Genomic DNA, 14,296 nt, shown 5'->3' with positions numbered 1-14,296 from the left:
TGGAGCGCAAGGACCTTCAGCCATGAAACGCGAAACATCCAGTGCTTTGACCGGCGCCACCTCCATGCAACCCATCAGCCTCGACGTCCTGCGCGAGAAATACCTCAAGAACGGCGAAACCAGCGCCGACGACCTCTACCGGCGCGTGGCGCGTGCCCTGGCCTCAGTCGAGGCACCCGCCCTGCGCGACAAGTACGAGGCCCTTTTCCTCGGTAACCTGCAGGCCGGCGCCATCGGTGCCGGGCGCATCATGAGCGCGGCGGGCACCGACATCCAGGCCACGCTGATCAACTGCTTCGTGCAGCCCGTGGGCGACTGCATCCAGGGCGTGGACGACGGCGGCTACCCCGGCATCTACGAAGCCCTGCGCGAGGCGGCCGAGACCATGCGTCGCGGCGGCGGCGTGGGCTACGACTTCTCGCGCATCCGCCCCAAGGGCGCGCGGGTGATGGGCACCGCTTCCACGGCCTCGGGGCCGTGCAGCTACATGAACGTGTTCGACCAGTCCTGCTCCACGGTGGAGAGCGCGGGCGCGCGGCGCGGCGCGCAGATGGGCGTGCTGCGCATCGACCACCCCGACGTGCAGGAATTCATCACCGCCAAGCGCGCGCCTGGGCGCTGGAACAACTTCAACGTCTCGGTCGGCGTGCCCGATGCCTTCATCCAGGCCGTGCAGAACGACGGCCCCTGGGAGCTGGTGCACCAGGCACGTCCCATCGAGCCGCTGATCGCCCAGGGCGCCCACCAGCGCGCCGATGGCCAATGGGTCTACGCCACGGTGCCGGCGCGCACGCTGTGGGACAGCATCATGCAGTCGGCCTACGACTTCGCAGAGCCCGGCATCCTGTTCCTCGACCACATCAACGAGGACAACAACCTGCACTACTGTGAGGACATCGCCGCCACCAATCCCTGCGTGACGGCCGATACCTGGGTGCTCACCACCGGCGGACCGCGCCAGGTGGCCGATCTGGTGGGCCAGCCTTTCAGTGCCGTGGTGGACGGGCGCGCCTACCGCGTGGAAAGCCAGGGCTTCTTCCAGACCGGCACGCGGCCCGTGCTGCGCCTGCAGACCCGCGAGGGCCATGCGTTGCGCCTCACGGCCGACCACCGCGTGCGCCGCGTGGCGCGCAAGACGCGTTACTGCCTGGAGGTCGAGTGGACCGAGGCCGCCCAGCTCTCGCCGGGTGACGAGATCGTGCTGCACGACCACCGGGCCCTGCAAGGCTGGGCCGGTGCGGGCAGCGAGGCCGAGGGCTACCTGCTCGGCCTGCTCGTCGGCGACGGCACGCTCAAGGCCGACAAGGCGGTGATTTCGGTCTGGGCGCCCGAACTCAAGGCCGTGGGACAGGGCACCGTGGCGTATGCCGCCACGGGTGCTGCGGGCATCGTGCAGGCCGCCGAGGCCGCGGCCGCCACGCTGGCGCACCGCGCCGATTTCGGCGGCTTCCAGCGCCCGGTGGCCGGGCGCGGCGAGGCGCGCATGGCCAGCGGCGCCTTGCGCAATCTGGCCCTCGGGCTGGGTATGGCACCCGGGCACAAGACCATCACCCCGGCCATGGAGCGCCAATCGTCGGACTTCGCGCGCGGCCTGCTGCGCGGCCTGTTCGATGCCGATGGCTCGGTGCAGGGTACGCAGGACAAGGGCGTCAGCGTGCGCCTTTCGCAAAGCGACGAGCCCTTGCTGCAGACCGTGCAGCGCATGCTGTTGCGCCTGGGCATCGCCTCCACCCTCTACCGCGACCGGCGCCCTGCGGCCGAGCGTGCCCTGCCCGATGGCCACGGCGGCCAGCGCCTGTACGGCACGCGGGCCCAGCACGAACTGGTGGTCAGCGGCGACAACATCGCGGTGTTCGCCGAAGGTATCGGCTTTGCGGACACGGACAAGGCCGAACGCCTCGCCAGGGCCCTGGCCGGCTATCGCCGCGCACTGCACCGCGAGCGCTTCACGGCCACCGTGCAGGCGCTGGTGGACGATGGCGTGGAGGACGTCTACGACGTGACGGTGGCCGACGTGCATGCCTTCGATGCCAACGGCATCGTGGCGCACAACTGCGGCGAGCAGCCGCTGCCGTCGTACGGCTGCTGTGACCTGGGGCCCATCATCCTCACGCGCTTCGTGCGCCACCCCTTCGGCTTCGGCGGGGTTGCGCAGTTCGACTTCGAGGCCTTTTCTGCCTCGGTGGCGCTGCAGGTGCGGGCACTCGACAACGTGCTCGACGTGACCTTCTGGCCCCTGCCGCAGCAGCGCGACGAGGCCATGGCCAAGCGGCGCATCGGCGTGGGCTTCACGGGCATGGGCAATACGCTGGCCATGCTGTGCCTGCGCTACGACCTGCCTGAAGGGCGCGACATGGCGGTGCGCATCGCACAGGCCATGCGCGATGCGGCCTACCTGGCCTCGGTGGACCTGGCGCGCGAGAAGGGCGCCTTCCCCAAGTTCGAGGCCGGGCCTTACCTCTCTGAAGGCACGTTTGCCAGCCGCCTGCCTGAACCCATCAAGGAGGCCATCCGCACGCACGGCATCCGCAACAGCCACCTGCTGTCCATCGCGCCCACGGGCACGGTGAGCCTGGCCTTTGCCGACAACGCCTCCAACGGCATCGAGCCGCCGTTCTCCTGGACCTACAAGCGCAAGAAGCGCGAGGCCGACGGCAGCACCAGCGAGTACGCGGTGGAAGACCATGCCTGGCGCCTGTACCGCGAACTCGGCGGCAACGTGCTGCAACTGCCCGAGTACTTCGTCTCGGCGCTGGCCATGCCGGCCGAGGGTCACATCGCGATGATGGAGGCGGTGCAGCCGTTTGTGGACACGGCGATCTCCAAGACCGTGAACATCCCTGCCGACTACCCTTACGAAGGTTTCAAGGACCTGTACCTGCACGCCTGGCGCGCGCGCCTCAAGGGCCTGGCGACCTACCGGCCCAACGCCATCCTGGGCTCGGTGCTCGAAACCCACAGCGCCCCAGCGACGCTGGCCCCGGCACCCGCCGCGCCGCCGGTGGACCCCATGCGCACGGTGATCGAAAGCCGGCCCAAGGGCGGCCTGTCGGCCGTGGCCGAGAAGGTCGAATACTGGACACAGGAGGGCCGCAAGACGCTGTACCTGCTGGTCTCCTTTCTGCCCGTGCCCACGGGCGTGGGCCATGCCACGGTAGACCGGGCCATCGAGTTCTTCATGCCCGTGGGGCAGAGCGGCGAGTCGCAGCAGTGGATCACCTCCAGCATGCGCATGCTCTCGCTGGCGGCGCGCGGCGGCTTCCTGGAGCGTGCGCTCAGCGACATGCGCAAGGTGGCCTGGGACCGGGGCCCCGTGCGCCTGGGCACGCACCGCAAGGAGGACGGCACGCAGGTGCCCATGTGGCATGACTCCGAAGTGGCAGCCATGGCCTATGCCATCCAGAACATCCTCGCACGCCGCGTGGCCGACCCGGAGCAGCAGCAGTTGCCGCTGGACGAACCGGCAGCGCCCCCCGTGGCGGTGCCCCAGGCCATGGCCGGCAAGAAGTGCGTGGAATGCGGTGCGCATGCCGTGATCCGCAAGGATGGCTGCGACTACTGCACGCAGTGCGGTCACACGGGGGCCTGCGGCTGATGCGCGGCCTCTGCCTGCCCGTTGCCGGCCCGGAAAGCCCAGCATGGCGGTGATCCCCTGGCCGCTGCGGCCCGTGCCCCATGGCGTGCCGCCTGCGGTGGAGGCCACGGCGGCCAGTGCCTGGGCGCTCATGCGCACCCGCCGCACCGTGCTGCCCAAGCGGCTGGTGGCCCCCGGCCCCAGCGCTGCCGAGCTCTCGGCGATCCTGGACGCGGCGGCCCATGCGCCCGACCACGGGCAGTTGCTGCCCTGGCGTTTTGTGCTGGTGCCCGAGGCCGCGCGCGCGGCCCTGGCGGAGGTGTTTGCCCAGGCGCTGGCCGAGCGCGACGAGGCCGCCACGCCGGAGCAACTGGCGCTGGCGCGCGAGAAGGCCTACCGCGCGCCGGTGCTGCTGCTGGCGGTGGTGGATGCCGGCCGGGGCGACCCGCGCATCGACCTGGCCGAGCGCCTGGTGTCCACCGGCTGTGCGCTGCAGAACATGCTGCTCATGGCCACGGCGCAGGGCTATGGCTCGGCGCTGACCAGTGGCCGGGCCCTCAAGTCGGCCGGGTTGCGTGCGCTCTTCGGACTGGGCCCGGACGAACTGGCCCTGTGCTTTCTGAGCATAGGCAGCGTGCAGGCGCGCAAGACAGCGGCCCGCGTGCGGCCGGCGACCACCAGCTATGTGAGCACGCTGGGAGCCGATGGCGTGGTGCTGCCTTTTGAATCGGCTGAGAAGCTGGTCTGACGGTGCTGCTTCCTGGTTTCAACACCCCGGCCGTGGGCTTCGAGGAGCCCTTTGCCATGCTCGAGGCCTGCCACGAGCGGGTGCAGCGCACGCTGGCACTGCTGGGCCGGTTGCGCGCGCATGTAGCGCTGCAGGGCAGCGACGAGTCCGCCCGGCAGGCCGCGCACGACGTGCTGCGCTACTTCGACATCGCGGCGCCCCTGCACCACCGGGACGAGGAACTGCATGTGTTCCCGCCGCTGCTGGCCGAGGGGGACGCCGCGATGGTCGCGCTGGTGCAGCGCCTGCTGCAGGACCACCAGGACATGGTGGCCGAGTGGGCTGCGGCGCGGCAGCCCCTGCAGGCCCTGGCGGACGGCCAGGCCAGTGCCTTCAGCGCGGAGGACGAGGCCGCTCTGGAGCGCTTTGCCCTGCGCTATGCGCGCCACATCGAGGACGAGGAAGGCGCGGCCTACCCGGCCGTGCAGCAGCTGTTGCCACCCGAAGCCCTGGCCCCCATGGGGCGCGAGATGGCATCCAGGCGGCAGGTCATACCGTCGCGGCCACCGGCCCGGCCGCGCGCAATTCCGTGAGCGAGGCGCGCTGCGCGCCCTGGGTGTCGAAATTGGCGGCTGCCAGCCAGCGCTCGAAGCCAGTCTTGATCACAGGCCACTCGCTGTCGATGATGGAGAACCAGGCCGTGTCGCGGTTGCGGCCCTTGTAGACGATGGCCTGGCGGAAGATGCCCTCGAACGTGAAGCCCAGGCGTGCAGCCGCCTGGCGCGAGGGGCCGTTCAGGCTGTCGCACTTCCATTCATAGCGCCGGTAGCCCAGGTCGGCGAACACGTACTTCATCAGCAGGTACTGCGCCTCGGTGGAGATCGGCGTGCGCTTGAGCAGCGGCGAGAACATCACATGCCCGACCTCGACCACGCCGTTGGCCGGGTCGATGCGCATCAGCGCCAGCGTGCCCACGGCCTTGTCGGTGCGCTGGTCGATCACGGCGTAGTGCAGCGGGTCGGTGCTGGCCGCCGCCTGCTCGCAGTGGGCGCGGTAGCTGGCCTCGTCGGCAAACGGGCCGACGCTCATGTAAGTCCAGTCCCGGCCGTCCGAGGCCTTCACGTAGGCGGCATGCAGTTGGGCGGCGTGGCGGGCTGCATCCAGAGGTTCGAGGCGGCAGTGCCGGCCTTCGATGGCATCGCGTGCGGGGCGCGGGCGTGCGCTCCAGCCGGGCAGGGGGGAGCCGACGGGCTGCTGGTAGGCGTTCAGGGTGGAAGCCATGCGGGAGTTGTCCTTTGGGTTGATCAAAGAGGGAAGGGCAGGCTGCACGGTAAACTGGGCGTGGTATTGTGAAAAGTGCCAGTTCAGGAAAAATTTCAGGTGCCACGCATGTCCGATGCCTTCATGGATGCCGCGCTGCCGGCCGAACCCTCGGTTCCCCCAACCCTGCTGGAGCAGGCGTTGGACCATGGCCCGGGGGCCGCGCCCCTGCGGCGCCAGCTGTTCCAGCGGCTGCGCCAGGCCATCCTGGATGGGCGCCTGGCCGCCGGCAGCCCGCTGCCCGGTTCGCGCGCCCTGGCCGAGGGCCTGGCCATCTCGCGCAATACCGTGACGGCGGCGTATGAGCACCTGCTGGCCGAGGGCTATGTGCAGTCCGACCGGCAGGGCACACGGGTGGCAGCGCTGTCGTCGCCATCGGTGGTCGCGTCCAGCCCGCAGCCGGCAGTACAGCCTCCCGCCACGGCGGCGCGCCTGGCGCTCATCCAGCCCAGGGCTGCGCGCCCAGGGCCGGCCCATTGGCTGAGCCCGGGCATGCCCGCACTCTCGCAGTTTCCATTTGCTGCCTGGCGCCGCGCACTCGACCGCGCGGTGCGCGACGGCGGCCCTGCCGCCCTGGGCTATGGCGATCCGCTCGGCGAAATGGTGCTGCGCACCGCCATCGCACGCCACCTGGCGCTGGCCCGGAGCGTGCGCTGCACGCCGCAGCAGGTGGTGATCACCGAAGGCGCGCAGGAGGCCCTGGTGCTGTGCGTGCGCCTGCTCACCAACCCGGGCGACACGGCCTGGGTGGAAGACCCCGGTTACCGGGGCGCCCAATCGGCCCTGCATGGTGGCGACCTGCGCACCCTGCCGCTGCGGGTGGATGCCCAGGGCCTGGTGGCCGACGAAGCCGACTGGCGCACGCGCACGCCGCGCCTGGTCTACACCTCGCCCTCGCACCAGTACCCGGGCGGGTCGGTGCTCTCGGTGGCGCGGCGCCTGGCGCTGATGGAGCAGGCGCGCCGCCATGGCGCCTGGATCATCGAGGACGACTACGACAGCGAGTTCCGCCATGCCGGCGAGCCCATCGCCGCGATGCAGGGGCTGGCTGATGGTGCGCCGGTGCTCTATGTGGGCACCTTCAGCAAGACCATGTTCCCTGCGCTGCGCATCGGCTTCGTCGTGCTGCCCGAGGCGCTGCTGGCCGCCGTGCGCCCGCCCTTGGCCGAGATGCTGCGCGGCGGCCAGCGCCACGCCCAGCTGGCGCTGGCGGACTTCATCGACAGCGGCCAGTTCAGCCGCCACCTGGGCCGCATGCGCCGCCTGTACCGCGAGCGCCAGCACCAGCTGCGCGCGGCGCTGGCGCAGCACCTCGTGGTGCCGCATGGCATCGAGGGCGGGCACTGCGGCATGCACCTCATGGTGCGCCTGCCGCCCGCTTACCCGGACCAGGCCATTGCCACCGCAGCGCGCGGGCACGGCATGGCGCCCGCGCCGCTGTCGGCCTTTGCCCTCCAGCCCCGGCCCGAGGACAACGGCCTGGTGCTGGGTTATGGCCACACGCCCGTGGAGCTGTTTGCGCCGCTCGTGCAGCGGCTGTCGCAACTGGCAGGAGACGTCCGCCGGGCGTGACCCCCCGCCATGTGCGATGCCTGCCATGCCCCACGGGCAGTGCAGGGCTTTGGGGCACATCCGAGTGCGCAAGCGATACTCGCGGGTTGCTGTCTTTCGTATGCGTACTTATTTTCAATTCACCAGCCGCGTGGTGCTGACCCTTGCCGTGGCATGGGCTGCGGCCGCCGCCTGCGTCGCCCTCAAGACCCCGCTGCCGTGGATGATCGGGCCGCTGCTGGCCACCTCGCTGCTGTCCATCGCCGGTGCGCCCACCGAGAGTTGGGGGCCGCTGCGCAATGGGGGGCAGTGGACCATTGGCGCGGCCCTGGGCCTGTATTTCACGCCCCAGGTCATGGGCCTGGTGGCTGGCCTGTGGTGGGCGATTGCGCTGGGCATCGTCTGGGCGCTGGTGCTGGGCTGGCTGTTCGGCGCCTGGCTGTACCGGGTGCATGCGCCGCGCATGCACGGCGTGCCGGCCAGCATGATGCGTGCGACCAGCTATTTCTCGGGCGCCATCGGCGCCGCGTCGGAGATGACCCTGCTGGCCGAGCGCGAGAACGCCCGCACCGATCTGGTGGCCGCCAGCCACAGCCTGCGCCTGCTGATCGTGACCATCACCATCCCGTTCGCGCTGCAGTGGAGCGGGTTGCACGGCATCGACATCCTGCCGCCCGCCACGCGCGTGGTGGACTGGCCCGGCCTCGCGCTCATGGCCTTGCTCACCGGCGCGGGCGCCCTGGCCATGGACCGGCTGGGCCGTGCCAACCCCTGGTTCATGGGCGCGCTGGTGGTGTCCATGGGTTTTGCCATGGCGGGCATCGGCTTCTCGGCCGTGCCGCAGTGGCTGGTGAATGCCGCACAGCTGGTGATTGGGGTCAGCCTGGGGGTGCGCTTCCGGGCAGATTTTCTGCACACCGCGCCGCGCTGGCTGGCCAGCGTGGCCGCGGGGACGCTGGGACTGATGGGCATCTGCGCACTGTTCGCCGCCGTGCTGGCCTGGGGCACGGGCCTGCCCTGGGTGACGCTGCTGCTGGGCACCTCCCCAGGCGGCATCACCGAGATGGCCATCACGGCCAAGGTGCTGCAACTGGGCGTGCCGGTGGTCACGGCCTTCCAGGTGTGCCGGCTGATTGCCGTACTGATCCTGGTGGAGCCACTGTTCAGGCGGCTCTATCCGGTGGAGTGACCGCTGGCGCCCGATTGCGCCGACGGGTCAGTGGACGACGACGGGGTTCTGTGCCAGGCCTGCATAGCGGTCCAGGGCATCTTCCACTTCTTCCTGCGTGGGGGTGTCGCGCTGCCAGGCCAGGATCTGCTGCTGGAACATCTCTGCCCACGATCCGTCCAGGTACACCTCTTTGCCCGAGCGCTTGTCCACGATCTCGAAGCCGTGGCGTGCCAGCTGGGGCTTGGGTGGTGCGGTGTCGTTGAGTACCTGGCCAACGGACTCCCGGGCGTCGGGCAGCATATGGACCACCACAAAGGATTCGGAGTCGTAGAGCATGTGCATCGTGTTCCCTTTGTCGATATGAATGTCAGATGACAGCGGGTCGGCAGAGTTCAAGGCTTGTGGGCTGGCCCTGCGTGGTAACAGTATTTCACGAATTGTGCGAAGCGGTGGTTCCGCAGGGGTATTTCGCAGGCGGTGGGGATAACGCAACACCGGCGCAGGCGCGGTTCCTACTTCCACTTCGCCAATTCGGCCGTGGGCCAGGGCGCCATGGCCTACGGCGGCTCAGGGCTTTTCACTACCGCGCAGCAACAGGTCCGCAAAGTCGCCGTTGGATTGGGTGAGCTTGATGCGCGCGGGCAGGTAGCCCAGGCTGGGCGCAAGCCACAGCTCGGCCTTCTGGTCGTAGTCGCGCCGGGGCAGGCGCAGCAGCTTGAGGGTGGGGGTGGCGCCCACCGGCAGGTTCAGGGTCTCCGGGGCCTCGATGCTGAAGGTCCAGCGGTCGGCATTGCGGGCGCTCACGGTGGTCAGCGTGATCTGCGTGCCCGGGGTGTAGCGGGCCGGGTCGGCCGCCAGCATGGACGCGAGCTGGATGAACATGCTCAGCCTGTCCTGCGCACCGGGGCCGATAGCGGCCTGCGGCGTGTTGGCGCTGAAGGTCACGCGGCCCTGGGCATAGTCGAAATGCGCGGCCTGCTCGCTGCGCGAGCGGTCCCCGAAGCGCTCAGGCTGCAGGCCTTGGGCGCTGACCAGGCCCGTGCTGCGCTGGGTGCGTGAGCCGATGAGGAAGGCGCTCACCTCCTGGCGCGCCTCGTAGCGGCTGCCGTCGTGCTGCCACAGCAGCTCGGCCCGGGCCGTGTAGTCGAATTTCTTGACTTGGCCCTTGACCTCGTAGGTCAGGCGCACCGGGGGCGGAATCTGCACCGGCGGTGGCGTGGCACTGGCGTTCTGGCCCGTGCCGCTGCCGGGCGGTGCGATGTCGATGCCGGCGGCCGTGGGGTTCACCTCTGCCGGGGTGGACGCGGGTGCGACTGGTGCGGATGCCGCTGCCACGGCGGCAGAGGCTGCGGGCTCGGGCGTGGCAGGAGGGGGGGGCGCCGCGGCCGCCGTCTCCATCGCTGGCTCGGGGGGCGCTACAGGCTCTGGTGCTGCCACTGGCGGCTCGGTGGGGGGGGCTTCGGCGACCGGTGCGGGGCGCGGCGGTCTCTTGCGTGGCATGGGTGCCGGCGCGGCGGGTGGCGGGGTGGCCGAAGGCGTGGGTGTCGGTGCAGGTGCGGCCACGGGCGCGGGTGCCGCCGCAATGGTGCGCGTGCTGAACACCTGACCCGTGGGAGCGGCCGGGCTGTCCCACACCAGGGGCACGCCTTGGAGCAGCAGCCAGTGCAGCACCAGCACCAGCGCGGTGAGGGCGATCAGCGCGCGCCGGGGCATCAGCGGGGCTGCCCGTGCGTCATGCGCAGCCCGCGCCCAGATCGCGCGACAGCTGGCCCGCCGCGGCGCGCAGCGGGGTGTCGATGGCGCCGCCCCATTCGGGGTCGAAGGTGGCGATGGAGCCCAGCGTGGTGATGCCCAGCTCCAGGTGGCCGTCGGCATCGAACACCGGCGCGCAGAAGCCCACGATGCCGGGCAGCAGGGTGTCCACCACACGCGCCGCGCCGCGCTCGCGCACCTCGGCCAGCATGGTCTGCACCTCGGCCATGGTGGTGGGCAGGTCGGTGCGGCGCATCTTGCTGGCGCGGGCCAGTTCTTCCTTGAGCAGGGGGGCGGCCACCTCGGGCGGCAGGTGGGCGGCGAAGCAGCGGCCGGTGGCCGAGGCCAGCAAGGGCATCACGTCGCCCAGCCGCAGGTTGGCGGTGACGGCCTGGGGCGACTCCTCCCAGTGCACGATGGTGGGCCCATGGTTGCCCCATACCGCCAGTGCCAGGGTGTGGCCGATGTCTCCCATGAGGGCCGGCATGCGCTCGCGCGCCAGTCGCACCGCGTCGAGCCGCGCTAGCGATGCCAGGCCCAGCTTGAGAGCCGCCGGGCCCAGGTCGTAGCGCGCGGTGCGGCTATCCTGCGTAACCAGGCCCAGGCGCTGAAAACTCACCAGGTAGCGGTGGGCCTTGGCGGCACTCATGCCGGCCGAGGCCGCCACGTCCTTGAGCATCAACGGGCCTCGCGCATGGGTGAGGCCTTCCAGCAAGGCAAAGCCGACTTCCACGGACTGGATACCTGCACGTTCTTTGTCCATGTGCACTAAAATTTGATAGTTTTGTTTAGTTAAATCAATTTACCCAAGCGTAATTTTCGCCAAGGGTTGTGCCATCCACCTTCCAGAGACAGAGGTTCTGCCCCATGAAACTAGCCACTTACAAAGACGGCTCGCGCGACGGCCAACTGGTCGTCGTCTCGCGCGACCTGGGCACGGCCCATTATGCGACCGGCATTGCCAGCAAGCTGCAGCAGGTGCTCGACGACTGGGGCTTCCTCTCGCCCCAGCTGCAGGACGTGTACGACCAGCTCAACGCCGGCCGCGCGCGCCATGCCTTCCCGTTCGACCCGGCCCAGTGCATGGCCCCGTTGCCACGCGCCTACCAGTGGGCCGACGGCTCGGCCTACCTCAACCATGTGGAGCTGGTGCGCAAGGCGCGCAATGCCGAGGTGCCCGAGAGCTTTTACTCCGACCCGCTGATGTACCAGGGCGGCAGCGATGACTTCATCGGCCCCTGCGATGACGTGGTGGTGCCCAGCGAAGCCATGGGCATCGACTTCGAGGCCGAGATCGCGGTCATCACCGGCGACGTGAAGATGGGCGCCACGCCCGAGCAGGCGCTAGACGGTATCCGCCTGGTGATGGTTGCCAACGACGTGAGCCTGCGCAACCTGATCCCGGCCGAGCTGGCCAAGGGCTTCGGCTTCTTCCAGAGCAAGCCGGCCACTGCCTTCAGCCCGGTGGCGGTGACGCTCGACGAACTGGGCGACGCCTGGCACCAGGGCCGCCTGGACCTGGTGGTGCAGTCCACCTGGAACGGCCGCAAGGTCGGCATGTGCGATGCCGGCCCGGAGATGACCTTCCACTTCGGCCAGCTCATCGCCCATGTGGCCAAGACGCGCAACGTGCGCGCCGGCTCCATCATCGGCAGCGGCACCGTGAGCAACAAGGGCGTGGAGCAGAACGGCCGCACCGAGTGGCCCAAGGGCTACAGCTGCATTGCCGAAAAGCGCTGCATCGAGACCATCCAGGACGGCAAGCCCAGCACCGAGTTCATGAAGTTCGGCGACACCATTCGCATCGAGGTCAAGGGCAAGGACGGCGCGAGCATCTTTGGCGCCATCGACCAGGCCATCGTGGAGCCGGGTTGAGATGCACCCCCTGAGTCGCTTCGCGCCTTCACCCCTCTCTCATATTGCTTCGCAATCTGGGAGGGGGACGCCCCCAGCGCAAGCGCTGGATACGCCGCCTTCGCGGCGGGGCGGCCCTTGCGCGGGGGCACTGGTATGGAGCGCGCCAGTTTTACAAGCCGTGGCGATGCTTGGCACATTGGGCTGCTGATATGCCCAGTCTTTTCCTGCCACTCCCAGGCCGCTGCCTGCGCGCAGGCCTTGTCGGTCTGGCCTTGCTGGTGTCGGCCCTTGTAGTGCATGCCAAGAGCGACGCCACTGCCTGCCCACCCGCCGCGACCCCCATCGGCCCCGCCGATGCCGAGGCGGCCCGCCGTGACGACCGCGACCGCGGCCTGCTCTGGCGCATCGAGAAGGACGGCCGCACCAGTTGGCTCTACGGCACCATCCATGCGGCCGAGCGTGGCTGGGTGCTGCCCGGACCTGCGGTGCGCGAAGCACTGCGGCGTGCCGACCGCATCGCGCTGGAAGTGGACCTGATGGACCCGGCGGTCGCCGGTGGACTGGCCACCGCCGTCATGCCAGGCCCCAATACGCCACCCCTGCCCGAGCCCTTGGCAAAGCGCCTGCGCGTGCAGAGCGAAGCACTGTGCGCCGATGCGGCGCTGGCGCGCCTGCGGCCCGAGATTCAGCTCATGTCGCTGGTCGGCCTGGCTGCGCGCACCGCCGGGATCGACCCGGCCTATGGCATCGACCTGTTCCTCGCGGGTCTGGCGCGCGCCATGGACAAGAAGGTCGTCTCGCTGGAGTCCGCCGAGGCGCAGATCGCGCTGCTGGTGTCGGACGACCCGGCCAAGGTGGCGCGCACCATGGACGAGGGCCTGCGGCAGCTCGAAGGCGGGCAGGCCCGCAAGATCATTGCCACCCTCACACGTGCCTGGGCCGACGGCCAGCTTGAAACCTTGCGCAATTACGGCGACTGGTGCGATTGCCTCAAGACCGCCGAAGACCGCGCCGACTACGCACGCATCGTGGAGGGCCGCAACCCCGCCCTGGCCGCCGGCATCGCAGCGCAGCATGCGGCCGGCCACGCGGTGTTCGCGGCCGTTGGGGTGCTGCACATGGTGGGCCCCGAGGGCCTGCCCGCCCTGATGGCCGCCCAGGGGTTTCGCGTGACGCGCGTGCCCCCTGCCGCATCGGGCTCACGGCAGCGCAAGCCACCGAATGCGCCGCGATAGTCCCGTTCCCAGTTTCCTTTTCTTTCTTCCTGCAACGGAGACAAAACCATGACCCTGCAACGCCGTACCGTTCTTTCCGCCCTGGCCGCTGCCGGCGCGTCTGCCGCAGCCCCCTGGGCCCAGGCCCAGGGGGCCTGGCCCGACCAGCCCTTGCGCTGGGTGGTGCCCTACCCGGCCGGCGGCGGCACCGACGTGCTGGCCCGCACGTTGGCAGAGGCCATGCGCCAAACCCTGGGCCAGCAGATCGTGGTGGACAACCGCCCGGGTGCTGCCACCAACATCGGCGCGCAGCTGGTGGCCACGGCCAAGCCCGATGGCAACACCTTCATGTCGGCCGACAACGCCGTGCTGGCCTTCAACGAGCACCTGTTCACCAAGCTGCCCTTCAACCCCGAGAAGGACTTCACCTACGTGGGTGGCATCAGCCGCTTTCCGCTGGCGCTGGTGGTGCACCCCTCGTTCGAGGCCAAGACCGTCAAGGAATTCCTGGCTTACGTGCGCGCCAACCCCGGCAAGGTCAACTACGCATCGCCCGGCAACGGCTCGCCGCACCACCTGGCGATGGAGATGTTCAAGAACCGCACCAAGACCTTCTTGACGCACATCCCCTACCGCGGCGCGGCGCCCGCGCTGCAGGACGTGATGGGCGGCCAGGTGCCGTGCATGTTCCTTGACCTGGCCGCCGGCCTGCCCGTGATCACCTCGGGCAAGGTGCGCGCCCTGGCCATCGGCTCTGCCAAGCGCGTCTCAGCACTGCCCGACGTGCCTACCCTGGCCGAAGCCGGCGTGCCCAACACCGAGGTCTACGCCTTCCAGGGCATCCTTGGCCCTGCGGCCCTGCCGGCCGCCATCACCGCGCGCCTGAACGGCGACCTCAACAAGGCCCTGGCCAACCCGGCCGTGCTCAAGCGCATGACCGACTTCGGCATGGAGCCGCTGCCCGGCACGCCCGAGCAATTCCGCACCATGGCCCGCGCCGAATCCAAACGCTGGGGCGAGATCATCAAGGCCGCGGGCGTGAAGCTGGACTGATTGTTGTGCGCGGGGCCTCGCCGGCCCAGCCTTTCCAAAGGGGTGCCATCGCCGCGACATCCGTGCGGCGGCAGCCC

The 14,296-nt window shown here is 69.8% G+C and carries 11 protein-coding genes and 1 pseudogene; 8 read left to right on the top strand and 4 right to left on the bottom strand.

Annotation, left to right across the window (positions count from 1 at the left end; all coding sequences use genetic code 11):
• Positions 1–22: 22 nt before the first annotated feature.
• From ACSQ9E_RS26725 to ACSQ9E_RS26715, 3 genes are read left to right on the top strand one after another with little or no spacing between them, the layout of a single operon-like run.
• Positions 23–3,595, top strand: coding sequence for an LAGLIDADG family homing endonuclease (locus ACSQ9E_RS26725; RefSeq protein WP_436219632.1), 3,573 nt, complete (start codon positions 23–25; stop codon positions 3,593–3,595).
• A 43-nt stretch (positions 3,596–3,638) separates the two neighbouring features.
• Positions 3,639–4,322 (top strand): nitroreductase family protein, encoded by a 684-nt coding sequence (locus ACSQ9E_RS26720; RefSeq protein ID WP_057199822.1) that lies wholly within the window; start codon positions 3,639–3,641, stop codon positions 4,320–4,322.
• Positions 4,323–4,378: 56 nt separating this feature from the next.
• Positions 4,379–4,894: a hemerythrin domain-containing protein gene (locus ACSQ9E_RS26715; protein WP_436220270.1), complete on the top strand. Its 516-nt coding sequence runs from the start codon at positions 4,379–4,381 to the stop codon at positions 4,892–4,894.
• Here ACSQ9E_RS26715 and ACSQ9E_RS26710 read toward each other — a convergent pair.
• A pseudogene (locus tag ACSQ9E_RS26710) lies at positions 4,875–5,582 on the bottom strand (GNAT family N-acetyltransferase); the annotation flags it as partial. The gene ACSQ9E_RS26715 and the pseudogene ACSQ9E_RS26710 sit on opposite strands and share 20 nt — an antisense overlap.
• Before the next feature lie 108 nt (positions 5,583–5,690).
• On the opposite strand from ACSQ9E_RS26710, the gene ACSQ9E_RS26705 reads away from it, so the two are divergent.
• Entirely contained in the window at positions 5,691–7,193 is a 1,503-nt protein-coding gene (locus ACSQ9E_RS26705; protein WP_235514223.1) for a PLP-dependent aminotransferase family protein, read from the top strand.
• A gap of 100 nt (positions 7,194–7,293) precedes the next feature.
• Positions 7,294–8,361 carry an AbrB family transcriptional regulator gene (locus ACSQ9E_RS26700; protein ID WP_057199825.1) on the top strand — a complete coding sequence of 356 codons (1,068 nt, stop codon included), beginning with the start codon at positions 7,294–7,296 and terminating at the stop codon, positions 8,359–8,361.
• Positions 8,362–8,388: 27 nt separating this feature from the next.
• Here ACSQ9E_RS26700 and ACSQ9E_RS26695 read toward each other — a convergent pair whose 3' ends face one another.
• The 3 genes from ACSQ9E_RS26695 to ACSQ9E_RS26685 form a co-directional block, all read right to left on the bottom strand.
• Positions 8,389–8,685, bottom strand: a complete 297-nt coding sequence (locus ACSQ9E_RS26695; RefSeq protein WP_057199826.1) for a BTH_I0359 family protein — start codon at positions 8,683–8,685, stop codon at positions 8,389–8,391.
• 225 nt (positions 8,686–8,910) lie between these two features.
• Positions 8,911–10,056 carry a DUF3108 domain-containing protein gene (locus ACSQ9E_RS26690; protein ID WP_057199827.1) on the bottom strand — a complete coding sequence of 382 codons (1,146 nt, stop codon included), beginning with the start codon at positions 10,054–10,056 and terminating at the stop codon, positions 8,911–8,913.
• Positions 10,057–10,075: 19 nt separating this feature from the next.
• Complete coding sequence (locus ACSQ9E_RS26685; RefSeq protein ID WP_057199828.1) at positions 10,076–10,858, bottom strand: IclR family transcriptional regulator; 783 nt, start codon at positions 10,856–10,858, stop codon at positions 10,076–10,078.
• A gap of 104 nt (positions 10,859–10,962) precedes the next feature.
• Here ACSQ9E_RS26685 and ACSQ9E_RS26680 point away from each other — a divergent pair, with 104 nt between their 5' ends.
• The 3 genes from ACSQ9E_RS26680 (at position 10,963) to ACSQ9E_RS26670 (ending at position 14,219) form a co-directional block, all read left to right on the top strand.
• The gene (locus tag ACSQ9E_RS26680) at positions 10,963–11,970 is read left to right on the top strand and encodes a fumarylacetoacetate hydrolase family protein (protein WP_057199829.1); all 1,008 of its coding nucleotides are present in this window, start codon (positions 10,963–10,965) and stop codon (positions 11,968–11,970) included.
• Positions 11,971–12,161: 191 nt separating this feature from the next.
• On the top strand, positions 12,162–13,187 hold the full coding sequence (locus ACSQ9E_RS26675; protein ID WP_057199830.1) for a TraB/GumN family protein: 1,026 nt from the start codon (positions 12,162–12,164) through the stop codon (positions 13,185–13,187).
• A gap of 54 nt (positions 13,188–13,241) precedes the next feature.
• Positions 13,242–14,219, top strand: coding sequence for a Bug family tripartite tricarboxylate transporter substrate binding protein (locus ACSQ9E_RS26670; RefSeq protein ID WP_436220269.1), 978 nt, complete (start codon positions 13,242–13,244; stop codon positions 14,217–14,219).
• The last annotated feature ends 77 nt before the right edge of the window (positions 14,220–14,296 follow it).

Source organism: Acidovorax sp. LjRoot118 (assembly GCF_964253575.1).
Taxonomy (GTDB): domain Bacteria; phylum Pseudomonadota; class Gammaproteobacteria; order Burkholderiales; family Burkholderiaceae_C; genus Acidovorax.
This window is presented reverse-complemented; position numbering and strand designations above follow the sequence as displayed.

Excerpts from the sequence above, each read along its gene's own strand:
- ACSQ9E_RS26725 (WP_436219632.1), top strand. The coding sequence starts at position 23 with ATGAAACGCGAAACATCCAGTGCTTTGACCGGCGCCACCTCCATGCAA.
- ACSQ9E_RS26675 (WP_057199830.1), top strand. The coding sequence starts at position 12,162 with ATGCCCAGTCTTTTCCTGCCACTCCCAGGCCGCTGCCTGCGCGCAGGC.
- ACSQ9E_RS26720 (WP_057199822.1), top strand. The coding sequence starts at position 3,639 with ATGGCGGTGATCCCCTGGCCGCTGCGGCCCGTGCCCCATGGCGTGCCG.
- ACSQ9E_RS26715 (WP_436220270.1), top strand. The coding sequence starts at position 4,379 with ATGCTCGAGGCCTGCCACGAGCGGGTGCAGCGCACGCTGGCACTGCTG.
- ACSQ9E_RS26690 (WP_057199827.1), bottom strand. The coding sequence starts at position 10,056 with ATGCCCCGGCGCGCGCTGATCGCCCTCACCGCGCTGGTGCTGGTGCTG.
- ACSQ9E_RS26695 (WP_057199826.1), bottom strand. The coding sequence starts at position 8,685 with ATGCACATGCTCTACGACTCCGAATCCTTTGTGGTGGTCCATATGCTG.
- ACSQ9E_RS26705 (WP_235514223.1), top strand. The coding sequence starts at position 5,691 with ATGTCCGATGCCTTCATGGATGCCGCGCTGCCGGCCGAACCCTCGGTT.
- ACSQ9E_RS26680 (WP_057199829.1), top strand. The coding sequence starts at position 10,963 with ATGAAACTAGCCACTTACAAAGACGGCTCGCGCGACGGCCAACTGGTC.
- ACSQ9E_RS26700 (WP_057199825.1), top strand. The coding sequence starts at position 7,294 with ATGCGTACTTATTTTCAATTCACCAGCCGCGTGGTGCTGACCCTTGCC.
- ACSQ9E_RS26685 (WP_057199828.1), bottom strand. The coding sequence starts at position 10,858 with ATGGACAAAGAACGTGCAGGTATCCAGTCCGTGGAAGTCGGCTTTGCC.